This window comes from Marinactinospora endophytica (genome assembly GCF_054780875.1).
In genome coordinates this window covers 31,451-53,736 of record NZ_BAAGVM010000003.1, presented here as the reverse complement: position 1 = coordinate 53,736, position 22,286 = coordinate 31,451, and the positions used below count along the sequence as shown (strand labels likewise).

The 22,286-nt window shown below is 71.5% G+C and carries 17 protein-coding genes; 7 read left to right on the top strand and 10 right to left on the bottom strand.

From position 1 onward, the window contains the following. Nucleotides 1-29 precede the first annotated feature (29 nt). Nucleotides 30-950 (bottom strand): 4-(cytidine 5'-diphospho)-2-C-methyl-D-erythritol kinase, encoded by a 921-nt coding sequence (locus ACYVHU_RS06870; RefSeq protein ID WP_200813731.1) that lies wholly within the window; start codon nucleotides 948-950, stop codon nucleotides 30-32. A gap of 250 nt (nucleotides 951-1,200) precedes the next feature. Between ACYVHU_RS06870 and ACYVHU_RS06865 the strand changes: the two genes are divergently transcribed. Beyond that, complete coding sequence (locus tag ACYVHU_RS06865; RefSeq protein ID WP_078763505.1) at nucleotides 1,201-3,096, top strand: protein kinase domain-containing protein; 1,896 nt, start codon at nucleotides 1,201-1,203, stop codon at nucleotides 3,094-3,096. A gap of 14 nt (nucleotides 3,097-3,110) precedes the next feature. Here the strand turns inward: ACYVHU_RS06865 and rsmA are convergent, their stop codons facing one another. Both rsmA and ACYVHU_RS06855 read right to left on the bottom strand, forming a co-directional pair. Further along, nucleotides 3,111-3,980 carry a ribosomal RNA small subunit methyltransferase A gene (gene rsmA, locus ACYVHU_RS06860; protein WP_498947873.1) on the bottom strand — a complete coding sequence of 290 codons (870 nt, stop codon included), beginning with the start codon at nucleotides 3,978-3,980 and terminating at the stop codon, nucleotides 3,111-3,113. Between the two features lie 83 nt (nucleotides 3,981-4,063). Next, nucleotides 4,064-5,095, bottom strand: a complete 1,032-nt coding sequence (locus ACYVHU_RS06855) for a resuscitation-promoting factor (RefSeq protein ID WP_498947871.1) — start codon at nucleotides 5,093-5,095, stop codon at nucleotides 4,064-4,066. A 460-nt stretch (nucleotides 5,096-5,555) separates the two neighbouring features. Between ACYVHU_RS06855 and ACYVHU_RS06850 the strand changes: the two genes are divergently transcribed. Then, a complete protein-coding gene (locus tag ACYVHU_RS06850) occupies nucleotides 5,556-6,656 on the top strand; it encodes a CaiB/BaiF CoA transferase family protein (RefSeq protein ID WP_078763448.1) in 1,101 nt (366 codons plus the stop codon). Between the two features lie 39 nt (nucleotides 6,657-6,695). On the opposite strand, the gene ACYVHU_RS06845 is transcribed toward ACYVHU_RS06850, so the two are convergent. Continuing rightward, complete coding sequence (locus tag ACYVHU_RS06845; protein ID WP_235001129.1) at nucleotides 6,696-7,625, bottom strand: TatD family hydrolase; 930 nt, start codon at nucleotides 7,623-7,625, stop codon at nucleotides 6,696-6,698. 138 nt (nucleotides 7,626-7,763) lie between these two features. Then, complete coding sequence (gene metG / locus ACYVHU_RS06840) at nucleotides 7,764-9,581, bottom strand: methionine--tRNA ligase (RefSeq protein ID WP_498947869.1); 1,818 nt, start codon at nucleotides 9,579-9,581, stop codon at nucleotides 7,764-7,766. Nucleotides 9,582-9,750: 169 nt separating this feature from the next. Between metG and ACYVHU_RS06835 the strand changes: the two genes are divergently transcribed. Together ACYVHU_RS06835 and secD are read left to right on the top strand one after the other, a co-directional pair. Then, the gene (locus ACYVHU_RS06835; protein WP_144390229.1) at nucleotides 9,751-10,203 is read left to right on the top strand and encodes a hypothetical protein; all 453 of its coding nucleotides are present in this window, start codon (nucleotides 9,751-9,753) and stop codon (nucleotides 10,201-10,203) included. Between the two features lie 12 nt (nucleotides 10,204-10,215). Further along, nucleotides 10,216-12,801 carry a protein translocase subunit SecD gene (gene secD, locus ACYVHU_RS06830; RefSeq protein ID WP_078763452.1) on the top strand — a complete coding sequence of 862 codons (2,586 nt, stop codon included), beginning with the start codon at nucleotides 10,216-10,218 and terminating at the stop codon, nucleotides 12,799-12,801. Between the two features lie 103 nt (nucleotides 12,802-12,904). Here secD and rsmI read toward each other — a convergent pair whose 3' ends face one another. Further along, a complete protein-coding gene (gene rsmI, locus ACYVHU_RS06825; protein WP_078763453.1) occupies nucleotides 12,905-13,774 on the bottom strand; it encodes a 16S rRNA (cytidine(1402)-2'-O)-methyltransferase in 870 nt (289 codons plus the stop codon). A gap of 406 nt (nucleotides 13,775-14,180) precedes the next feature. Between rsmI and ACYVHU_RS06820 the strand changes: the two genes are divergently transcribed. Further along, nucleotides 14,181-15,800 carry a dolichyl-phosphate-mannose--protein mannosyltransferase gene (locus ACYVHU_RS06820; RefSeq protein WP_078763454.1) on the top strand — a complete coding sequence of 540 codons (1,620 nt, stop codon included), beginning with the start codon at nucleotides 14,181-14,183 and terminating at the stop codon, nucleotides 15,798-15,800. 292 nt (nucleotides 15,801-16,092) lie between these two features. After that, nucleotides 16,093-16,296 (top strand): cold-shock protein, encoded by a 204-nt coding sequence (locus ACYVHU_RS06815; protein ID WP_067975405.1) that lies wholly within the window; start codon nucleotides 16,093-16,095, stop codon nucleotides 16,294-16,296. A 179-nt stretch (nucleotides 16,297-16,475) separates the two neighbouring features. On the opposite strand, the gene ACYVHU_RS06810 is transcribed toward ACYVHU_RS06815, so the two are convergent. Beyond that, on the bottom strand, nucleotides 16,476-17,345 hold the full coding sequence (locus ACYVHU_RS06810; RefSeq protein ID WP_498947867.1) for an ion transporter: 870 nt from the start codon (nucleotides 17,343-17,345) through the stop codon (nucleotides 16,476-16,478). 211 nt (nucleotides 17,346-17,556) lie between these two features. Between ACYVHU_RS06810 and ACYVHU_RS06805 the strand changes: the two genes are divergently transcribed. Next, nucleotides 17,557-17,874, top strand: a complete 318-nt coding sequence (locus ACYVHU_RS06805; protein ID WP_078763455.1) for a sec-independent translocase — start codon at nucleotides 17,557-17,559, stop codon at nucleotides 17,872-17,874. A 47-nt stretch (nucleotides 17,875-17,921) separates the two neighbouring features. Here ACYVHU_RS06805 and ACYVHU_RS06800 read toward each other — a convergent pair whose 3' ends face one another. The 3 genes from ACYVHU_RS06800 to ACYVHU_RS06790 form a co-directional block, all read right to left on the bottom strand. Continuing rightward, nucleotides 17,922-18,368, bottom strand: a complete 447-nt coding sequence (locus tag ACYVHU_RS06800) for a hypothetical protein (RefSeq protein ID WP_078763456.1) — start codon at nucleotides 18,366-18,368, stop codon at nucleotides 17,922-17,924. 159 nt (nucleotides 18,369-18,527) lie between these two features. Further along, nucleotides 18,528-20,417: a DUF8508 domain-containing protein gene (locus tag ACYVHU_RS06795; RefSeq protein WP_144390231.1), complete on the bottom strand. Its 1,890-nt coding sequence runs from the start codon at nucleotides 20,415-20,417 to the stop codon at nucleotides 18,528-18,530. Between the two features lie 115 nt (nucleotides 20,418-20,532). Further along, on the bottom strand, nucleotides 20,533-22,068 hold the full coding sequence (locus ACYVHU_RS06790; protein WP_078763508.1) for an alkaline phosphatase D family protein: 1,536 nt from the start codon (nucleotides 22,066-22,068) through the stop codon (nucleotides 20,533-20,535). Nucleotides 22,069-22,286: the final 218 nt, after the last annotated feature.

The following is a 22,286-nucleotide window of genomic DNA, read 5'->3' as shown; positions in this document are numbered from 1 at the left end:
CCCGGCCGTCTCCACGGGCTTGCCGGCGCTCAGCCGACCACGGTGGTACCGGGCACGTCCCCGTGCGCCCGGACCGTGCGCGCACACCGCCCCGACCCGTCGAGCGCGGCGGCCACCTCGGCCGCCGCGGTCTCGTCGGCCGCGAGGAAGGCGCACGTCGGCCCCGACCCCGACACGATCGCGCCGAGCGCGCCGGCCCGCCTGCCCGTCGTCAAGACGTCGCGCAACCGCGGGCGCAGCGAGAACGCGGCCCGCTCCAGGTCGTTGGAGAGGGCGGCGCCCAGCGCCCGGGCGTCGCCGGCGGCCAGTGCCGCCACGAGGTCGTCATCGAGCCTGGGCCGCGGCGCGTCCGGGCGCAACCGGTCGTACTCGGCGAACACCGAAGCGGTGGACAGGCCCGCCTCGGCCAGGGCGAACACCCAGTGGAAGCGGCCACGGCAGGGCACCGGGGCCAGGCGCTCGCCCCGCCCGGTGCCCACGGCCGTCCCACCGACCAGGGGGAAGGGCACATCGCTGCCGAGCTCGGCGGCGAGCCGCAACAGCTCCTCCCTCGGGACCCCCGTCCCCCACAATGTGTCGCACGCCACAAGGGTGGCCGCGGCGTCCGCGCTGCCCCCGGCCATGCCGCCGGCCACCGGAATGGCCTTGCGCAGGTGGATTCGGACAGGACCGCCGGCACCCGTCTCACGTGCCAGAAGTCGAGCGGCCTTGGCGGCCAGGTTGCTGGCGTCCAGCGGGACGTCCGCGGCGCGGGAGCCGATCTCGCCGTCGATGCTCAGCGACACCGGCCCCCGGCCCGAACCGGGTTCCCCCGGCGTGACGGTAACCTCGTCGAAGAGCGAAACAGCGTGAAAGACATTGACCAGATCGTGGTATCCATCTTCACGCGCTGGCCCCACCGCTAGCTGAAGGTTCACCTTCGCGGGTACCCGGACGGTTACGGCGGTCATAGCGGTCACGAGTCCTAGATCGTAAAGGAAACCCCACCCCCGTGAACCCACCCGTCCACATGGGCTGTTCACGCGGTTCACTTCCCGTGTCCGCGACAGCGGACGGCTCCGCCCTTTCCTCCCCGGCCCCCGTCGCCCTTGCAACACGGCTGGCCGAAAAGAGCGCGGCGACCGGTGCGGGTGGGTATCAGGACACGATCCCCGCTACCTTTGGGCCAGACGGAGTTTGGACACCGTCGGGGAGGGTCGCTTGCCGTCGGATGGGCTCCCGAAGAACCTGGAACCGTTGGCCGCCGGAGATCCGGCGACCATCGGTCCATACGTGCTGGCCGGACGCCTGGGCAGCGGAGGAATGGGGACGGTCTACCTCGGCCGCGCCCCCGAGAAGGGTGCCCAGGTTGCGATCAAGGTGATCCGGCCGGAGCTGGCCTTCGACGAGGCCACCCGGGCCCGCTTCCGCGACGAGATGGAGAACGCCCGCAGGGTGGCCTCCTTCTGTACCGCCAAGGTGCTCGACCACGGCACGTTCGAGAACCGGCCCTACATGGTCACCGAGTACATCGCCGGGACCGCGTTGGCCGAGCACATCGCCACGCATGGGCCGCTCGACTCCAGCACCCTGCACGGTTTCGCCCTGGGCGTGGCCGCCGCGCTCGCCGCGATCCACGGCGCCGGCCTGGTCCACCGCGACCTCAAGCCCGCCAACGTCCTGCTGTCGTTGTCGGGTCCCCGGGTGATCGACTTCGGCATCGCCAGGGCGCTCAACACCGCCACCAACCACACCCAGACCGGGATCGTCATGGGCAGCCCCGGTTGGATGGCCCCCGAGCAGCTCCTTGAGGAGAAGGTCACCACCGCGGCCGACATCTTCGCCTGGGGATGCCTTGTGGCGTTCGCCGGGACCGCGACGCACCCCTTCGGCAACGGTGACGCGATGACGCTCGGCAAGCGGGTGCTCTTCGCCGAACCGCAGATCAACGGTCTCGACAGCCCTTTGGACCGGCTCGTCGCCCAGGCCCTGGCCAAGGAGCCCGAACGGCGTCCCAAGGCCCAGGACCTCCTGCTGGCCCTGGCCGGAGGCGGCGGGAACACCGAGGACAGCGGCGACGCCAACGACATGGTCAGCCACGCGCTGCACCAGTCGTGGCGGCCGAACCTGCCCCCGATCCCGCCCATGCCCCCGCAACAGCACCAGGGCGCGCCGGGACCGCACCAGGGCGGCGGCCCGCGCCACCCTCAGCAGCCCGCTCCCCTGCCCGGCCAGGCCCCGCAGCACGCCCCGTCCTATCCCGGCCACCCCGGCCCGCCCGGCGCGGCCCCGCAGGGCGCCCACCAGGGCCGGCAGATGGGGCACCTCGGCGCGCCCGGCCCCGCTCCACAGCGGCCCGCCCACCACACGGGGCAGTTCCCCACGGCCGGCCCCCAGCACGGCGGTGCGGGAGCGTCCTCGGGGACCCAGCATCCGGCCCCCGCCCGAGGTCCCTCCGGCGCCCGCCCCCAGGCCCAGCCCTACGTCCCGCCGGTTCCGCCGCCCCCGCGCGCACCCGCGCAACCCGCCGGCCGGCGCAACCGCTGGCTCATCGTGGTCGCGGTCACGGCGGTGGTCCTGCTCATCGCCCTGTTCGCGCTGCTGACCGCGCTCGGCGCCAACGGCCTGTCCTGGCCCTGGCAGGACAACGCCTCCTCCTCCGGGCAGGAGGCCCCCTCGGCCGACGGCCCCGCCGAGGACGGCGACGGCGCCGACCCCGCCCCCCGGTTCTCGGGCAGCGACGGGACGCTGAACTTCACGGTGCTGGACTACCGCTGCGGCACCGGGATCGGCGGCCGGCCACAGTTCCCCGAGCGCACCTACTGCGTCTTCCCGGTCCAGGTGCGTAACCTCACCACCCAGACGGTCGAGATCCAGCCCGAGTGGAACCGGCTGTTCGACAGCGAGTCCATGGAGTACCTGGCGACCGATCCGACCCCGGAGGAGGCCGACCAGTCCCTGTGGGGGCGGATCGGCCCCGGCGAGACGGCCGAGGGGGAGATCGTGTTCGCCATGGCGGCCGACACGCAGCCCTCGGTCCTCATCCTGCACGGCCGCGAGACGAGCGAGGGCGCCCGGATCAGGCTGGCGACGACGCCCGCGGGAGAGCCCGCCTGACGGCCGCGGCCCGATCAGGCCGGGCGGTTCTCGGCGATGCGGGCGAACGCCTCGACTCCCAGCGCCTCGCCCCGGGTGGCGGGCTCCACCCCGGCCGCGCGTAGCGCCGCCTCGGCCGCGGGCGCCGAGCCCGCCCACGAGGCCAGGGCCGCCCGCAGCGTCTTGCGGCGTTGCGCGAAGGCGGCGTCGATGACGGCGAACACCTCTTCCCGGGAGGCCGTCGTCGCGGGAGCGGCCCGGCGGCGCAGCTCGACCAGGCCGGAGTCGACGTTGGGCGCCGGCCAGAACACGTTGCGCCCGATCGCCCCGGCCCGGCGCACCTCGGCGTACCAGGCGGCCTTGACCGAGGGGGTGCCATAGGTGCGGCTTCCCGGCTCCGCCGCGAGGCGGTCGGCGACCTCGGCCTGGACCATGACCAGGCCCCGCCGCAGCGAGGGCAGCAGTTCCAGGAGGTGCAGCACCACGGGCACGGCCACGTTGTAGGGCAGGTTGGCCACGAGCGCCGTGGGCGCCGGTCCCGGGAGCTCGGTGATCCTCATCGCGTCGGCGGTGACCACCTCCAGGCGGTCGGCGAGGCCGGGGGCGTGTTCGGCGACCGTCCCGGGCAGCGCGGCGGCGAGCTTGGGGTCGATCTCGACCGCGGTGACCCGGCTGACGTGGGGGAGCAGCGCGAGCGTCAACGATCCCAGCCCCGGGCCGACCTCGACGACGACGTCGTCGGCCTCGACACCGGAGGCGCGCACGATCCGGCGCACGGTGCCGGCGTCGATGACGAAGTTCTGGCCCAGGGTCTTGGTGGGGCGCACGCCCAACCGGTCGGCCAGCCGCCGAACGTCGGCGGGGCTGAGGAGCCGGGCGGTGCCGGAGGTGTCGGGAGAGGTCACCCTCCCATTTTCGCAGGACCGCGACGCGCCCCGGCCCCGGACCGTCCTCACGCGAGGAGGACGGTCCGGGGCCGGGGAAGCGGTCACTGGTGCAGGTGGACGCCGCACACGGGCCACTGGCTCTGCCAGTTGCCGCCGACCATGTTGTAGAGGGTCTTGGCGCGCATCGTCTGCTCCTCGGGGCTGGCCTCGCTCGGCAGGCCGCTGCCGCCGGCCGACTGCCAGGTGGGGATGGAGAACTGGTACAGACCGTAGTAGCCGGCGGGGTTGACCGCGGTGGGGTCGCCTCCGGACTCGCACTGGGCCAGCCCGGCCCAGTTGAGGCTGTCGGCGGAGCCGCCCACGTTGGGGTCGACCTCGGGCTCCTCTTCCTTGGTGCCGATCTCGGTGACGCCGGCCACCGGTTCCTTGACGACCTCCTCCTTCAAGACGACCTCGGTCTCCTCGCCCTCCTCCATGACCATGGCGTAGGTGACCTTCTTCACGCCGTCCTCGGGCTCGGTGACGACCTTCTTCTCGCCCTTGTCGAGGTCGGGGTTCTCGCGCTCCTCGACCTCGGCCTCGATCGGGACCTCCTTGGTCTTGGGCTCGCCGAGCAGTTGCGTGACGTCGATGACCATGCCGTCGGTGACCTTGGTGTCGGCCGCGGGCTCGACCTCGTCGTGTTCGCCGAGCGTGATGCCGTTCTCCTCCAGCACCTCTCCGACGGTCGCGGCGACGGTGTCGACCTCGATCCGGACCTGGTCGCGCAGGATGACGAGGTGGCGGCCTTGGCGCGCTTCGACGCGCAGGCCCTCCAGGGGGATCTCCTCGCTGCGCTCGACCGACAGGGTGAGGGCCTCGTCGGCCAGCCCGATCTGGCCGAGGGCCTCGCCGACGGTGAGGGCGGTGACCCGGTGGGTCTGCTCCTCGCCCTCGATGTCGAGGGTGAGGTCACGGGCGCTGCGGACGAGGATCATCCCGCCCTGGCCGAGCTCGGTGTCGGGGGAGGGGGCCACCGCGTCCTGCTCGTCCAGGGTGACCCCGGCCGAGTCGAGCACCTCGGCGACGGTTCCGCCGAAGGTGTGGACCGTACGGGTCTGGCCGTCGACGTCGACCGTGATGCGCTTGTCCATGGCGAAGGCGGTACCCCCGCCGGCGGCCAGGAGGGCGACCGCGGCGGCGACGCCGATGACCAGCCCTCGGGGACGTCTACCGCGGCGGGGAGCGGAAGCGGAGGGAGCGGCCGAGGCGGCGGCGGGGGCCTTGGCTCGGCGGCGGGAACGGCGGGAAGGTGCAGACCGGATGCGCACGATTCTCAGACCTTCGCGATCACAGGGAGGAGGAAGCGGGGGCGGAGCGGTCCGCCGGCTCGGGCCCGGCGGTCTCCGGCGAGGGGCGCGCGGCGCGCGGAATGCCCGCTGTACCGACGATCGCCGGCATCCGGAAGTTACCACAGGGGCCACATTTCTGCTTTGGGGATGGCCGAATCAGAAGCCATTGGCGGCTGTCACGACCCGAACGCCATCTGGAGACGGACGAGTCGGCACAATGAGGAGCCCAACCGGAAACGCCGCACCACCGTGGAGGTCGCGCATGGGTCCCCTCAATGGAATACGGGTCGTGGAGTTCACCGGGATCGGCCCCGGCCCGATGGCCGCCATGCTCCTCGCCGACCTGGGCGCCAGCGTCATCCGGATCGACCGGCCCGCCGCGGCCGAGGCGGCCGGCCGGGGACAGGTGCCGCACATGAGCGCGGGCCGTCCCGTGATCGGCGCCGACCTCAAAAGCGAGGCGGGGCTGCGCACCGCGCGCGAACTCGTCGCGGCGGCCGACGTCCTTCTGGAGGGCTTCCGGCCCGGTGTCATGGAACGGTTGGGCCTGGGGCCGGACGAGTGCCTCCAGGCCAATCCGGGGCTGGTCTACGCGCGGATGACCGGCTGGGGCCAGGACGGACCGCTCGCCCACCGCGCCGGACACGACATGAACTACATCGCGCTCAACGGCGCACTGCACAGTTTCGGACGCGCCGGACAGGCACCGCTGCCACCGGCCAACCTCGTCGGTGACTTCGGCGGCGGCACGATGTTCGTCGTCACCGGCATTCTCAGCGCGCTCGTGGAGCGCCAGCGTTCCGGGCGGGGGCAGGTGGTCGACGCGGCGATGGTCGACGGCAGCGCGCTGTTGATGTCCATGGTCTATGAGGACCGCGACCGTGGCGCCTGGAGCGACGAACGCGGCACCAACTACCTCGACACCGGCGCCCCCTGGTACGACGTCTACGAGTGCGCCGACGGCCGGCACGTCAGCGTCGGCTGCATCGAACCCCGGTTCTACGCCGCGTTCCTCGACGGGTTGGGGCTGGCCGACGCGGACCTGCCCGACCAGTGGGACCGGGACCGCTGGCCCGAGCTGCGTGCCCGCTTCGCCGCGGTGCTGCGCACCCGCACTCGCGCCGAGTGGGCGGAGGTCTTCGGCGACACCGACGCCTGCGTCCAGCCGATCCTGTCGATGGCCGAGGCCCCCGACCACCCGCACGTGCGGGCGCGCGGCTCGGTCGTCCGCAAGGGCGATCGCGTCTTCCCCGGCCCCGCCCCGCGTTTCAGCCGGACCCCCGGCCGGACCACCCGCGACCCCGACTTCGCCGCGCCTTCGTTGGAGGACACGCTGAAGGAATGGGGGGTCTCCTCCCCCTGACCGGGGACGGCCCGGGCGGGGCCGGGCCCGTCCCCGCCGTCAGGCCAGGCCGAACGCCCGCACCGCGTTGGCCGCCACGGCGGAGGCGAGCTCGTCCTCGGCCATGTCCTTGGTCTGGGCCAGCGAGCGCAGCGTGTGCGGGATCAGGTAGGGGGCGTTGGGACGCCCCCGGTAGGGCTTGGGGGTCAGGAACGGGGCGTCGGTCTCGACCAGGATCAGTTCGGACGGGGCGACCCGCGCGGCCTCGCGCAGCGGCTCGGCGCTGGCGAAGGTGACGTTTCCGGCGAAGCTCATGAAATAACCACGGTCGGCGCACACCTTGGCCATCCGCGCGTCCCCGGAGAAGCAGTGGAAGATCACCGTGCGCGGCGCGCCCTCCTCCTCCAGGACCCGCAGCACGTCGTCGTGGGCGTCCCGGTCGTGGATCATCACCGCCAGGTCGTGGCGCCGGGCGATGTCGATGTGCCGGCGGAAGGACTCCTGCTGGGCCCGCACCCCCTCGGGTCCGGTGCGGAAGTAGTCGAGACCGGTCTCGCCCACCGCGCGCACCTGGGGCAGCGCGGCGAGCCGGTCGATCTCGGCGAGCGCGTCCTCAAGAGCGGCCATGCCGCCCGCCGGACGACGCTTGCCGGCCCAGTCGGTGTCATCGGGTTCCACGCCCGGCGCGCCGTCGCCGTGGACGATCCTGGGCGCCTCGTTGGGGTGCAGCGCGACGGCAGCCCACACCGTCTCGTGGCGGGCGGCGACGTCGGCCGCCCATTGTGAGGACGGAAGGTCCACCCCCACCTGGATCAACGGGGTGACGCCGACCGCGGCCGCCGCCGCGATGATGTCGGGGACGTCCGGCGTCTGCATGTCCATGTGGGTGTGGCTGTCGGCCACCGGGATCCGCAGCGGCTCGGGCGCGGGTGGCGGCGTCTGGGCGTTGCGGTTGCGCACGGCCTCACCGCTGCGCTTGCTGGTACTCACGGAAGTCCAGTCTATGGACGGGCGGGCGAGAGCGTTGCGGACGGCTTCGGCGGGCACCCGCGTCATCGGGCGGCGCCCGCCGGGATGCACCCGTCTCGCGTCTCCGGTCCCCGCGCGGGGACCGGAGACGCGACGGGATCAGCCCGCGGCCTCTTCGAGACGCGCCAGCTCCTCGTCGACCACGCTGGGGTCGAGCTTGGCGAACAGCGGGGTCGGGGGCTCCAGCGGGGTCCCCGGCCGGATCGGGATGGACTCCCAGCGCGCCTCGCTGTCGGCGTAGTCGCCGGTGATGACCGGGTAGGTGGAGGTGCCCTCCTCGCCGCCGATGGAGTCGGTGACCTCTTCCAGGCGCGGCATCGCCGACCAGACCCCGGTCCCGCCGAGCATGGCGTAGACCTTGTTGGAGGACGCGGGGAGGAAGGGCGTCAGCAACGTCTTGGCGTCGTCGACGAGCTGGAGCGCGACGTGCAGCACCGTCCTCATCCGCTCCGGGTCGGTCTTCTTCAACGCCCACGGGGCCTGGTCGGAGATGTACTTGTTGGCCTCGGCCACGGTGCGCATGGCCTCTTGGAGGCCGGCCTTGAACCGGGAGCGGTCGATGTGGCCGCCGACGACGTCGAAGGCCGCCTTGGAGGCGTCCAGGACACGGCGGTCCTCGTCGGTGAGCTCGCCCGCCTCGGGGATCGCGCCGATGTTCTTGGCCGCCATCGAGATGGAGCGGTTGACGAGGTTGCCCCACGCGGCGACGAGCTCGTCGTTGTTGCGACGGACGAACTCGGCCCAGGTGAAGTCGGTGTCCTGGGTCTCGGGTCCGGCCGCGATGATGTAGTAGCGCAGCGCGTCGGCGGAGTAGCGCTGGAGGAAGTCGCGCACGTAGATGACGACCCGGCGGGAGGAGGAGAACTTGCGCCCCTCCATGGTCAGGAACTCGCTGGAGACCACCTCGGTGGGCAGGTTCAGCTCACCGAGCGTCCCGGGCCGGCCGCCGCGGTCGCCCTTGCCGTTGTAGCCGAGCAGCATCGCGGGCCAGATCTCGGCGTGGAAGACGATGTTGTCCTTGCCCATGAAGTAGTAGGACTCGGCGTCCTCCGCCTGCCACCAGCGCCGCCACGCCTCGGGGTCGTCGCTGCGCTGGGCCCACTCGATCGCGGCCGAGAGGTAGCCGACGACCGCGTCGAACCACACGTAGAGCCGCTTGTTGGCCTGTTCGCTCCACCCCTCGATCGGGATGGGAACGCCCCAGTCGAGGTCGCGGCTGATGGCGCGCGGCTGGAGGTCGTCGAGGAGGTTGAGCGAGAACTTCAAGACGTTCGGCCGCCACTGCCCGGCCTTGGACTTCAGCCACGTTCCGAGGATCTCGGTGAACGCCGGGAGGTCGAGCATGAAGTGCTCGGTGTCGACGAACTCCGGGGTCTCGCCGTTGATCTTGGAGCGGGGGTCGATGAGGTCGACCGGGTCGAGCTGGTTGCCGCAGTTGTCGCACTGGTCGCCGCGGGCGCCGTCGTAGCCGCAGATGGGACAGGTGCCCTCGACGTAACGGTCGGGCAGGGTGCGCCCGGTGGAGGGCGAGATGGCGCCCTTGGTGGTCTTGGTGAAGATGTAGCCGTTGTTGTAGAGCCCGGTGAAGAGCTCCTGCACCACCGCGTAGTGGTTGGCGGTCGTGGTGCGGGTGAACAGGTCGTAGGAGAGGCCGAGCGCGACGAGGTCCTCGGCGATGATGCGGTTGTACCGGTCGGCGAGCTGGCGCGCCGTCACCCCTTCCTGGTCGGCGAGGACCTGGATGGGGGTTCCGTGTTCGTCGGTGCCGCTGACCATGAGCACGTGGTTGCCCGACATTCGCTGGAACCGGGCGAAGACGTCGGAGGGGACCCCGAATCCGGAGACGTGCCCGATGTGGCGAGGGCCGTTGGCGTAAGGCCAGGCCACTGCGGTCAGGATGTGGCGTTTCGACGACATGACACAAGCCTAAAGCCGCACGCGCCCGGATTCGCACGTCTTCCCGACCGCGCGCGGCCGCTGCGGCGCGACCTTTTCGTGAGGTCCCCTCGGTAGGGTGTGAAACCTGAGGCCCAGGTGGCCGCGCCCGCCCCCGTGGGACGTCACGGCGGGTGTCCCGCGGCCTCCCATGACCCGAGGGAAGGTGGTCACCCCGGTGCTGCGTGCCCTGGCCACCCTGCTGGCCGCCTTGGTGGTCGCGCTGTGCGCGCCGGCTCCGCCGGCCGCGGCCCTCGGGCTGCCCGAGCCCTCGCCCCGGCCCGAACGGTCGTCCTCCTTCACCGTCGGCTTCGGGCCGCACGCGGTCATCGGCCCCGCCGACTCCGCCTCCATCGCGCTGGCCCTCGCCAAGTGGGGCGGTGAGCACCGGTCGGCCCCGCGCGACCTCCCCGACGGCTACCTGCCCGGTGTTCCGGCGCCGCGCCGGTCCGACGGCGACCACCGCCTCCCGCCGCCGCCGGGGGAACAGGGCCGGCCCGACGCGGGCGTGCCCTCGGTTCTGCCGCCCAGCCGCGCGCCCCCTCACGACGCCGCTCCCCCATCCCCGTCCCCGGCCCTGCCGGGGAGTCCCGACCAGTCGTGAGAGGCCTTTCCATTGTCCAGTTCATCGGGAGCCGGAAGCCGCTGGCTACGCGGTATCGTCTCCCTTCTCATCGTGCTCGGTGCGTTCACCGCGGCATGGTTCATCCCGCCGAAGCTGGGGCTCGACCTCAGTGGCGGCACCCAGATCATCCTGGAGACCCAGGACGGTGACGACGGCACCGAGGCCAACGCCGAGAACACCGACAAGGTCGTCGAGGTGCTGCGCCAGCGCATCGACCGGCTCGGTGTCAGCGAGGCGACGATGTCGCGGTCCGGTGAGAACCGGATCATCGTCGAACTGCCCGGCGTGCAGGACCCGACCGAGGCCGCCGAGATCATCGGCCAGACGGCGCAGCTGACCTTCCACCCGGTCCTCGGCGTGGCCCCGGCCCAGGGGACCGGGGTGCAGGCGCCGGCCGACGAGGCCAACGCCCCGGCCTCGGGCAGCGAGGAGACCCCCGAGGAGGGGTCGGGCGGTTCGGAGCTGTCGGAGCAGGACCTTCAGGAGCTCCTCCAGGGCCAGACCGGCGGCGCCCCGGCCGGTGGCGCCCCCGCCGCCGACCCCGAGGACGTCGCGCTGACCCTCCCCGACGACCAGGGCCAGCAGCTCCAGCTCGGCGAGGCGTCCATCAAGGGCGACCAGGTGGGCAACGCCGAGGCCGGACTCGACCAGTTCCAGAGCAACTGGATGGTCAACGTGACGTTCCGCGGCGAGGGCCGCGAGGCGTGGCGGAAGCTGACCGCCGACGCCGCCTGCTACGACACCGGCGACGTCCGGCGTCGCGTCGCGATCGTCCTGGACAACGAGATCATCTCCTCCCCCGAGGTCAACACCGACGTGGCCTGTGACGCCGGCATCAGCGGCGGCACCACCTCCATCACCGGTGACTTCGACCAGGAGAGCGCCAACGACCTGGCGGTCCTGATCGAGGGCGGTTCGCTGCCGCTGCCGGTCCAGGAGGTGCAGCGCCAGACCGTCGGACCGACGCTGGGCGAGGAGGCCATCCGCGCCAGCTTCATCGCCGGCGGGGTCGGCATCCTGCTGACCGCGGTCTACATCTGCTTCGCCTACCGTTTCGCCGGCTTCCTCGCCTCGGTCGCGCTCGCCTGCTACACCCTGATCGCCTACGCGGCGCTCGTGGTGCTCGGCGCGACGCTGACGCTGCCGGGCCTGGCCGGGTTCGTGCTCGCGATCGGCATGGCGATCGACGCCAACGTGCTGATCTTCGAGCGGGCCCGTGAGGAGTACCAGCGCCAGGAGCGGGTCTACGAGGCGAACAAGTCCGCCGGCATGGCCGACGCGACCGAGTCCGAGGCCGAGCAGGCCGAGGCCGGCGTGCTGTCGCGCCGCCGCCGCCGGGCGATCCCGCCGAACCTGCAGAAGGCGTTCCTCACGGGTACCCAGAAGGCGTGGAGCGCGGTCCTCGACACCAACGTCACCACGTTGATCGCCGCGGCGCTGCTGTTCTTCCTCGCCTCGGGCACCGTGCAGGGCTTCGGTGTGACGCTGGGCCTGGGCACGCTCGCGTCGATGATCTCGGCGCTGGTCATCGCCCGGGTGTTCGTGGAGTGGGCGGTGCGCCGCAAGGTGGTGCGCAAGCACCCCGGCATCAGCGGCATCTCGCGGATCAGCCGGGTCCGCGCGTGGCTGACCCGCCGCAACCCCGACCTGATGAAGCGCAGCACGCTGTGGCTGGCCATCAGCGGGCTGATCACGGTCGTGGCCGTCGTCGGCATGGTGGTGCGCCCGCCGAACTTCGGTGTGGAGTTCACCGGCGGCCGGGTCATGGACTTCACGACGAACGAGACCATCAGCGTCTCCGAGGCCCGCGGGATCGTCTCCGACGCGGGGTTCCCCGAGGCGGTGGTCCAGGAGTCCGGCGACGGCGACATCTCGGTGCGCACGGGCGAGATCAGCGACCAGGAGGCCGCGAGCATCCAGGACGCGCTGGGCGAGCAGGCCGGTGGGGCCGAGCGGATCAGCGACGAGAAGATCGGCCCGAGCATGGGCGACGAGCTGCGCAACAAGGCGCTGCTCGCGCTGCTCGCCGCGCTGGTGCTCCAGATGGGCTACCTGGCCTGGCGGTTCCGGTGGTCCTTCGGCGTGTCGACGATGGCCGCGCTGGTCTTCGACATCGTGCTGGTCATCGGCCTGTTCTGCTGGCTGGGCAAGCCGATCGACGGCGTCTTCCTCGCCGCGATCCTGAGCGTCATCGGCTTCTCGGTGAACGACTCCGTGGTCGTGTTCGACCGTGTTCGCGACGAGTGGGCCCACGACACCAAGTCGCCGTTCTCGCGGATCGCCAACAGCGCGATCCTGCACACCCTGCCGCGAACGGTGAACTCCGGTATCGGTGGCCTGTTCATCCTGGCGACACTGGCGATCTTCGGTGGTTCGTCGTTGACGGACTTCTCGATCGCGATGCTGGTGGGCCTGATCTCGGGCATGTTCTCCACGATCTTCGTGGGGACACCGCTGGCGATCTGGTTGCAGAAGTTCGACAAGACCCCGCCCCCGCACGTGGTACGGGAGAAGAAGACGCGGCAGCGCTCCGAGATGCGCAAGGCCCGCGAGAAGAGCGACGGCGCGGTCGTGTGACCGCCGCCGTCCCGGCCTGACGACGCCCCTGGCGCCTCCCGCGCCAGGGGCGTCGTCCCTTTCGGGCGGGGTCGGGAGCGCGCCTGAGCGGGGCCGGCCCCGCTCAGGCGCGGTGGACGGCGTCGTAGACCTCGCGTTTGGGGACCCCCAGGCGCCGGGCCACCTCCTGGATCGCCTGCTTGCGGGCGACCCCCTCGGCCTCGCGGGCGGCGACGGCCGCGGCGAGCTCCTCGGGGGTGCGGTGCCGCTCGCCTTCCACGGCCCCCGCGACGACAATGGTGATCTCGCCGCGCACCTCGCCCGCGGCCCACGCGGCGAGCTCCCCCAGGGGGGCGCGGCGCACCTCCTCGTAGGTCTTGGTGAGCTCCCGGCACACCGCCGCGCGCCGGTCCTCGCCGAACACGCGCGCCATCGCGGCGAGCGTGGCGGCCAGGCGGTGCGGCGACTCGAAGAAGACCATCGTGCGGCGCTCGGCCGCCAGCTCGGTCAGCCTGGTGTCCAGCCCCTTGCGGGGCGGGAACCCCTCGAAGCAGAAACGGTCGGTGGGCAGGCCCGACAGCACCAGGGCGGTGGTCACCGCCGAGGGTCCGGGGATCGCGGTGACCCGCACGCCGGCCTCGACGCAGGCGGTGACCAGCCGGTACCCGGGGTCGGACACGCCCGGCATCCCCGCGTCGGTCACGACGAGGACGTCGCGACCGGCCCGCAGGTCGTCCAGCAGTTCCTCGGCGCGGCGGCGTTCGTTGGCGTCGTAGTAGGAGACCACGCGGGCGCCGGCGGTCCCGCCGAGCCGGACGCCGATGCGGGCGGCGAACTGGCGCAGCCTGCGGGTGTCCTCGGCCGCGATGATCGCGGCGTCCTCCAGCGCCTCGCGCAGCCGGGGCGGCGCGTCGTCGTCCTGTCCGATGGGCAGGCCGGCCAGGACCAGCGTCCCGGTCCCCGCCTCGACGGTTCCGCCGTTTTCGCGCTGCATCACTGGAAAATCCCCCGAACCGCGTGGAAGGTACGGCCATGAGAGCCGTTGGAAGCGTCTGACCCCCCGCTTCCGGACGAAACCGGCATGACGCCGATCCGCGTCCGGCCGTGTGCATCTAGTATGGCGGCGTCGACGCCATCGCCCCGTCCCCGGGGCGGGCACCGAAGTCCTTCTCCGCCGGTCCGGGCCCAGTGCCGGGCCGGGGAACCGGACGGCCGTGCGGTGGCCCACCGGTTCCGCGGGTGTCGCGAGGCCCCGCCGTCGCCACGGCGGCGTCGCGGTGCCCATCCCGGCAGCTGACCCCCTTGCTGCCGTCAGCCGAAGGTAGCGGAAAGGAGACGGCGCTCCCCCGCCCCCCGCGTGCCGCGGGACGCGGGCCGGGGGCTCCTCGCCGAAGAGACGCATGACCACCACAGCCCTGACCCCGGCCCCGGCCCCCGGCCCCTCCCTCCGCTCGCGGCTGGTGCCCCCGATGCCCCGGCCCGCCTGGGTCGGTTGGCTGGCGGCGGTGCTCGTGGCCCTGTTCGCCGGCGCACTGCGGTTCATCCGTCTGGGAGAACCCGCCCAGATCTACTTCGACGAGACCTACTACGCCAAGGACGCCTTCGCGCTGCGCGAGTTCGGGGTCGAGCACGAGTCCCTGGAGAACGCCGACGAACTGCTCGCCCAGGGGGTGCACGACATCTGGACCGGCGGGGGCGACTTCGTCGTGCACCCGCCGCTCGGCAAGTGGCTGATCGCCCTGGGCGACTCGGTGTGGGGGCTGCTCCCGTTCGGCGTGTCGATGTCACCGACCGGGTGGCGGGTCGCCGCGGCCTTCTTCGGCGCGCTGTCGGTCCTGCTGTTGGTGCGCGTCGCGTTGCGGATGACGCGCTCGGTGCTGCTGGGGGCCACGGCCGGGCTCATCATGGCCCTGGACGGGCTGCACTTCACCATGAGCCGGATCGCGATGGTGGACATCTTCCTGATGACCTGGGTCCTGGCCGGCTTCGCCTGCCTGGTGGTCGACCGGGACCGGACCCGGGCCCGTCTGGCCGGCCTGGTCGACGCGGGCCGGGAGCCGGCCTCGTGGCTGGGCGTGCGCTGGTGGCGGATCGCGGCCGGCCTGTTCCTGGGACTGGCCTGCGCCACGAAGTGGTCGGCCCTGTTCTACGTGGCGGCCTTCGGCCTGCTCACCGTCGCCTGGGACTACGGGGCGCGGCGCACCGCCGGACAGCAGCGGGCCGGCCGAGTCTGGTTCCTGGCCGACGCGGTCCCCGCCTTCTTCTCGATCGTGGGCGTCGCCGCGGTGACCTACCTGGCGTCGTGGGCGGGCTGGTTGACGAGTTCGCTGGGGTGGGGCCGCGGTTGGGCCGCGCAGAACGTGACCGGGCTGTGGGCGAAGCTCCCCGAACCGGTGCTGGCGGTCGTCAACCCGTTGCGCAGCCTGGCGTACTACCACGCCGAGATCATGTCGTTCCACAGCGGCCTGTCCAGCCCGCACGACTACGCCTCCCGCCCCTGGGAGTGGATCGTCATGCGCACGCCGGTCGCCTTCTACTACAACGGCGACGAGACCGAGTGCGGCGCGGTGAACTGCTCCAGCGCGATCCTGGGCATCGGGTCGCCGGCGGTGTGGTGGCTGTCCATCATCGCGTGTGTCGTGCTGCTGGGCTGGTGGGTCACCTACCGCGACTGGCGGGCGGGGGCGGTGCTGTTGGGTGCGGCGGCGAGCTGGCTGCCATGGTTCGCCTACCCCGAGCGCACCATGTTCGTGTTCTACGCGCTGCCGATGCTGCCCTTCCTCGCGCTGGCGATCACGCTGTCCCTGGGACTGCTGATGGGCGGCCCGTCCGGCGAGGCGTCGCGGTCGACCGTGGCCCGGGCGGCGACCGGGGTGGTCTTCGGCGTGGTGATGCTGTTGATCGTGGCCAACTTCGCCTACCTGTACCCGGTCCTCAGCGCCGAGGTCATCCCCTACGACGCCTGGGCCGACCGCATGTGGTTCCCCACCTGGATCTACGGCAACGCCTCTCCGGAGTGATCCGTCACCGGTCTTCCCCTACCGTTCATCGGGAATTCTCGTGGGCTCGCCACGCCGGATTATTCGCTTTTCAGCTATGAATTTCCTCGCGTGAAAGTCTCGGCAATCCCGGGATAGGGCTGGTAGTGTCATTGACCGGTTGCGGTTGTAGTTTCCATGGATGCCCTAGGCGCCTCGCGGAACTTCACGTGGGCGCTTGTTCGAAGGGCGTTTGATCACTCCCGGGGGCGGGCGCCCGGCAACCCGAGACCAGCAGGGTGCGGTCTCGTTGTAGTCCCCAAAGGGAGAGCAGATGGCTCAGGGCACCGTGAAGTGGTTCAACTCTGAGAAGGGTTTCGGGTTCATCGCCGTCGAAGGCGGCGGCCCGGACGTGTTCGTTCACTACTCGGCGATCGCGGGTACCGGCTTCCGGAACCTGGAAGAGGACCAGTCGGTCGAGTTCGAGATCACGCAGGGCCCCAAGGGCCCGCAGGCGTCGAACGTCCGCGCGCTCTAGTGTTCAAGGACTTCTCGTGACGGACTCCGGGGGTCCTCCCCCCGGAATCCGTTCCGATGGTCCGGCGTACCCGTAGCGGGTACGTCCGCCCCGGCTGGCCGGGGCGGGAACGGCGGGCCACGTCTGTCGTCTTACTCGGCCCTTCGCTCGTCTCCCGGGCGAAGGGCTTTTCCGTTCCCTCAGGTCCGCATCCCGTCGGGTTCCCCGCCCGACCCCTCGATCTGCGCCGGGGCCACGGCCCCCAACCTGCGCACCTGCTCCCCGAGCGCCGCCACCTGCTCGCTCAGCGCCCGCAGTTCGGCCATGACCACCTCGTGCTGGACCAGTTCGAGTTCCTGGTCCTCCTCCCAGCGGGGCGCGTTCATCTCCTGCTCCATGGTGGTGACCATGACCGCGATGATGAGGTTGAGCACGATGAACGCGCTGAGCACGATGAAGACGACGAAGAAGACCCAGGCGTAGGGCGCGTCGTCGATCACGGAGCTGGAGATGTCGGGCCAGTTCTCCGTGGTCAACAGCATGAACAAGGTGTACATCGTGGTACCGAGGTCGCCGAAGTACTCCGGCGCGATGCCCTCGAACAGTTTCTCGCCGAGCACCGCCGCCGTGTACATGATCACGAACAGCAGCCCGATGACCGTCCCCAGGCCGGGCAGCGAGCGCAGCAGCGCCGAGACCACCTCGCGCATGTGCGGGATGACGCTGATGAGACGCAGTAGGCGCAGCACCCGCAACAGCCGTAGCACCGACAGACCGACCGCGGCCGGGATGACGGACAGCCCGACGATGGCGAGGTCGAACCAGTTCCACGGATCGCGGAAGAAGCCCCTTCCGTGGGCGAAGACGCGCAGCGCCAGCTCGGCGACGAAGAACGCCACGAAGACGTGCTCGACCGTTTCCAGGTGGTGGAAGAGATGGGAGAAGCGGTCCTGGTAGGTCTCGATCCCCAGGGTGATCCCGTTGAGGACGATGACGGCGACGACGGTGTTCTGGAACCACCGGGCCTCGACCATCCGCCGTGTCCGTTCCCGCGCTCCGCCGTTGCGCACCGTCTCCTCCTCACACGCCCCGGCCACCCTAGCGGGCGCCCCCTTCGCCGCCCGCGGGTGGATCCGGTTCGCGCGTGAGCCTGGTCCCATCCGTCCGCTCCGGCTCCGCCGGCGTACGGGACGCGGCCGGACCGCTGTCCCCGATCACCAGGACAGCGGTTAGTCTGCTAGGTGGCGTGACCGGCCACGAGGGGTCGCTGGAGGAGAACGGATGTTCAACATTGGGGCGGGCGAGTTCATCGTCCTCGCTGTCCTGGCCCTCCTCGTCTTCGGCCCGGACCAGCTCCCGAAGGCCGCGGCGCAGGCGGGGCGGGCGTTGCGGCAGCTCCGCAAGCTCGCCGACAGCGCCAAGAACGACATCCAGCAGGGGCTGGGACCGGAGTTCAAGGACTTCGAGGTCGAGGACCTCAACCCGAAGAGGTTCGTGCAGAAGCACTTCTGGGCCGAGGACGACGACGAGCCCGCGCCCCGCAGTCCGGCCGCGCGCCTGAACGGTCGGCGTCCGCCGTTCGACCCCGAGGCGACCTGAACCGTAACTTCGGGGGAAATCCGCGCCGTGGGCGTCCGCTCCCACGGTCACCCGAAGGTCAGCACCACGACCAGGCCCACCACCAGCACGACCGCCGAGCCGAGCATCACCACCGGTGAGCTCGCGACGAGGACGAGGAGCTCCGTGACGGCGGTGCCCCCTATGATCGCCGCGCCCCACGGCCACCGCGCGGCCGGCTGCCACCCGTGGCGCTGTTCCCGCTGGATGACGACGAGCAACGCCACGCCCACCGCGGCCCACATCAGCAGGTGGGCGACGACCCTGGCGGTCACCGGAACGTAGTCGGCCAGGCTCGCGGTGACCATCACGAACAGCGCGGTGCCGGCCAGCAGCCCCCAGTGGCCCCTGCGGCGCAGGACCGGGATGGGTTTGAGCCGGGCCGGGGTGGTGCGCCGGAAGTCGCGCACCGGGGGCGTCTCGGCCTGCGTGGCCTCCTCGTCGTACCCGTCCCAGCGCTCCGACGCCTGTGTCACGTGGCCTCCCGTCCCGCGCGGGCATCCGGCACCGCCCCGCGCCCTCCTGGAAAGCATCACCGCCCGTGGAACGGCCCAACCGTGGACCGCGGCGACCGAACCGGGATGTACCCGAACGGTCAGGTCCGGTCGCCGCGCGGTCAACCCCCGTGGCCGGGATCAGTCGTAGTAACGGTCGTGCTCCGCGTGGTCGGTGCGCCGGTCGCCGCTGAGCGGCCGGAACCGCAGGACCTGCGGGTCGTGGTCGCTGACCTGGTCGTGGAACTCCGCGTTGACGTGCACGATGTCGTAGTCGACGCGATCGGCGAGGCGGGGGGCGGCGAGCATGTGGTCGAGGGCCTGGGAGTTGCCGTCGTAGACGTAGCTGTAGCGCTCGGACTCCGGCAGCCGGGTCATCGGGTTGTGCAGACCCCCGCGGCCGGTGAGGATGCGCAGCGTCGGGGCGAACCAGAAGTCGTTGAGGTCGCCGACGACCAGCACGTTGGCGTCGCGGTCGGCCGCGAGGAGTTCGTCGGTGAAGTCCCGGACGAGTTCGGACTGGGCCTCGCGCTGCGCCTCGGTGACGCGCTGCGGAGGCTGCCGGACGCCGTGGAGGGGCTGGTCGCCTCCCTTGGAGGCGAAGTGGACGGTGACGACGAAGACCCTGCGCCCCTGGAACTCGAACTGGCCGACGAGCGGTTTGCGGCTGTCCGTCCACGCCTGGTCGCCGGGCTGGATCCGGCCGGGGGAGACACTGAGCCCGGGCCCGCCCCGGCCCGTGTCACGGACCTCCACGGGGGTGGTGGCGTCCCCGCCGGGGATGTCGGTGAAGGAGACCCGCGCGGGGTTGACCAGGAAGGCGTTGCGGATGTTGCCTCCGGGTTGGCCGCCGTCGGCGTTGTTCACGGGGCTGACCTGACGCCATTCGTAGGCGGGACCGCCGGCCGCCTCGATCGCGGCGGTGAGCCGGTTCAGGGTCCGGGTCGGGTCGACGGTGCCGTCGTCGGTGGGGCCGCTGTCGTCTTGGATCTCCTCCAGGGCGAGGATGTCGGGGGAGGCGAGGTTCTCGGTGATCTCGGTGGCGAGCCGGTCGAACTTCTGCTGCCCGTCACGCGCGGAGAGGTTCTCGACGTTGTAGGTCGCCACCGAGAGCTCCCAGTCGCGCGCCCGCCTGGTGGTCTCGCGGCGTAGCCCGTTGTCGACGTGTTCGCCGAGCGTGGTCGCCTTGACCAGGTAACCGCCGTAGGCGCTGTAGTACAGCGGCCCTTCGGTGACCCCGGCGAGCTCGTCTCCCACGTCGGCCCGGGGGAAGGGGCGCTGGGAGAAGGGGATCAGCGACTCCACCTTGAGACGTCCGGTGTTGGGACCGTCGTAGGAGGTGTAGGCGGTGCCTCCCCGTCGGGTGGGGTTCTCGCGGGGTTTCGTGGTCACCCACAGGGCGTCGTATCCGTCGGTGGGACCGACGACCCGGGCGTCGGTGACGCGCACGCGCATGTGCTCGTGGGCGGCCCAGTAGTCCAGCGCGTAGCTGCCGGGACGCAGTTCCCGTTCGGAGAGGTCGCCGCGGCGGGAGGGCGCGTGGGTGTCGGGCACCGCGCCGCGGTCCACATCGACCGCGGCGGGCAGCTCCTCCCCGGAGGAGGTGACCGTCCACGTCGCGTCACCGAGTTGGGTGATCGTCTGGTTGACGCTGTCAGCTCCCCCGGGCCGGTACTCCTCGACCGTGCCCGCGACCTGGACCGCGTCACCCGGCCGGACGGCGGGGGTGGTCGTCCCGGTGAACACGAACAGCGCCTCGCTGGTACGCGGGTCCCCGTCCCCCTGGGGGTCCTGGAACCAGAACCCGCGGGCCTGGCCGAAGGCGTTCACCGCGGTGACCACCCCGGTCAGTCCGCTGACGTCGGTGCCGGCGTAGGGCGAGGTCCGTGTCACGCCCTGGATGTCGTGGACACGCAGGCCGTCGCCCGGCCCGGCCCAGGCCGGCCCGGCCGCGAGCAGGGGACATGTGGTGAGGACCGCGACCACCGCGGCGGCCGTTCGGGGATATGAGAGGGCCACGCTCTCCTCCAAGTGGGATCGGGAGGCCCATCGTGCCCGTCGCGCGTAGCGGACGGGAGGACGCTGAGTGAAGAAAGCGTCTCGGAGCGCGTCCGCGCCCCGGCGGCGCGGGGCGCGGACGCCACCGTCAGCGCAGTCCCCGGGGGTCGAGGTAGGGGAGCCGGCGGTCGCGGGCGACGGTGTAGCGGGTCAGGGACTTCACCGGTGATCCCGGACGGGTCACGTAGGACAGCACCCGGAAGTCGGCCTGGATCGCCTCGGGGGTGATGTCGCAGCGCACGTAGCCTCGCTGGGCGTTGTACATCTGCACGTGCGGGTTCTGGAGCCAGATGTCGGCGAGGTCGTCGCTGGCCCGCCCGTCCATGTCGGAGGAGATGGAACTTCCGACGAGCTCGACACCGAGCGTGGCGGAGTCGGGGTCGTCGAAGTCCTTCTTGAGCTCGGCGGCGACGTTGCGGTGGGTGTCACCGGTGAGCACGACGAGGTCGGCCTGCTCCCGTTGCGCGGCCGCGGCCAGCACCCGGTCCCGGCAGGCGGGGAACCCGTCCCACTGGTCGTTGCTGAAGGCGCGGCCCGATCCGGTGTCCCGGTTGATCTGGGACATCACGACCTGGTTGGCGAGCAGGTTCCAGCGGGCCCGGGAGTTCCTCAACCCGTCGATGAGCCAGCGCTCCTGGTCCTCGCCGAGGATCGAGCGTTCGGGGGCGTGGCGCTCCTCCGAGTCGTCGATGACCCGGCCGGCCGGATAGGCGTCGCGATACTGGCGGGTGTCGAGCACGTGGATGTCGGCGAGGGAGCCGTAGGACAGGCGGCGGTAGAGCCGGACCGACGGCCCCGAGGGCGTCTGCACCGAACGCAGCGGCAGGTTCTCGTAGAAGGCCTGGTAGGCGGCTGCCCGCCGGTTGCGGAAGGTCTCCTTGGCCGTGCCCCGCACCGACACGTCGGCGGCGTAGTTGTTCTCGACCTCGTGGTCGTCCCAGGACAGCACCCACGGCGCGGCGGCGTGCGCGGCCTGGAGGTCGGGGTCGGTCTTGGTCAGGGAGTAGCGCAGCCGGTACTGCGCGAGCGAGACGACCTCGGCGGAGTGCTCGTCGCCGAGGTCGACGTCGCGTTGGAGGTTGCCTCCGGCGACGATGCCGTACTCGTAGACGTAGTCGCCGAGGAACAGGACGGCGTCCAAGACCTCGTCGGCCATGTGCCGGTAGGCCGTGTAGTAGCCGTGGTACCAGGCCTGGCACGAGGCCGTCGCGATGGACAGCAGCGGGACCATGGCGCCGGCCTCTGGCGCGGTCCGGGTACGCCCGACCGGGCTGATGTGCTCGCCGACGCGGAACCGGTAGTAGTAGTCGCGGGCCGGGCGCAGCCCGCTGACCTCCGGGTGGACGGAGTGGGCGAGTTCCGGGGTGGCGACGGCCGAACCGCGTCTGACCACTCGCGCGAACCCCTTGTCCTCGGCCACCTCGTAGGACACCTCGATGTCGCGGTCGGGCATCCCACCGCGCCCGTCGGGGTCGAGGGGGTCCATCGCGAGTCGGGTCCACAGGACCACGCCGTCGGGGAGAGGGTCTCCGGAGGCGACACCGAGGGTGAACGGGTCTTTCGGGAGGCTGCCATCGGCGAACACCGGTGTGGGCGAGGTCCCCAAGCCCAGCATGAACGCCATGCCGCTCACCCCCGTGAGCTGGAGGAACGTACGTCGGCTGGTTCCTCGCGCGAGTGAAGCGGCGAGATCGGACACGATGCCTCCCGACTGTTCTGCGTCGAAACCGGGCATCATTCTCCGAGACATCATCACTTTGGGTAATGAGACGCGCACGGATTGGTGACATCCATACGAAAGATTCGCGGTCCCGCCCACCGGTGAGGGCGACGCCCCTCCCA

Excerpts from the sequence above, each read along its gene's own strand:
- ACYVHU_RS06870 (WP_200813731.1), bottom strand. The coding sequence starts at position 950 with ATGACCGCCGTAACCGTCCGGGTACCCGCGAAGGTGAACCTTCAGCTA.
- ACYVHU_RS06855 (WP_498947871.1), bottom strand. The coding sequence starts at position 5,095 with ATGGACAAGCGCATCACGGTCGACGTCGACGGCCAGACCCGTACGGTC.
- ACYVHU_RS06850 (WP_078763448.1), top strand. The coding sequence starts at position 5,556 with ATGGGTCCCCTCAATGGAATACGGGTCGTGGAGTTCACCGGGATCGGC.
- metG (WP_498947869.1), bottom strand. The coding sequence starts at position 9,581 with ATGTCGTCGAAACGCCACATCCTGACCGCAGTGGCCTGGCCTTACGCC.
- ACYVHU_RS06835 (WP_144390229.1), top strand. The coding sequence starts at position 9,751 with ATGACCCGAGGGAAGGTGGTCACCCCGGTGCTGCGTGCCCTGGCCACC.
- rsmI (WP_078763453.1), bottom strand. The coding sequence starts at position 13,774 with ATGCAGCGCGAAAACGGCGGAACCGTCGAGGCGGGGACCGGGACGCTG.
- ACYVHU_RS06820 (WP_078763454.1), top strand. The coding sequence starts at position 14,181 with ATGACCACCACAGCCCTGACCCCGGCCCCGGCCCCCGGCCCCTCCCTC.
- ACYVHU_RS06815 (WP_067975405.1), top strand. The coding sequence starts at position 16,093 with ATGGCTCAGGGCACCGTGAAGTGGTTCAACTCTGAGAAGGGTTTCGGG.
- ACYVHU_RS06805 (WP_078763455.1), top strand. The coding sequence starts at position 17,557 with ATGTTCAACATTGGGGCGGGCGAGTTCATCGTCCTCGCTGTCCTGGCC.
- ACYVHU_RS06790 (WP_078763508.1), bottom strand. The coding sequence starts at position 22,068 with ATGGCGTTCATGCTGGGCTTGGGGACCTCGCCCACACCGGTGTTCGCC.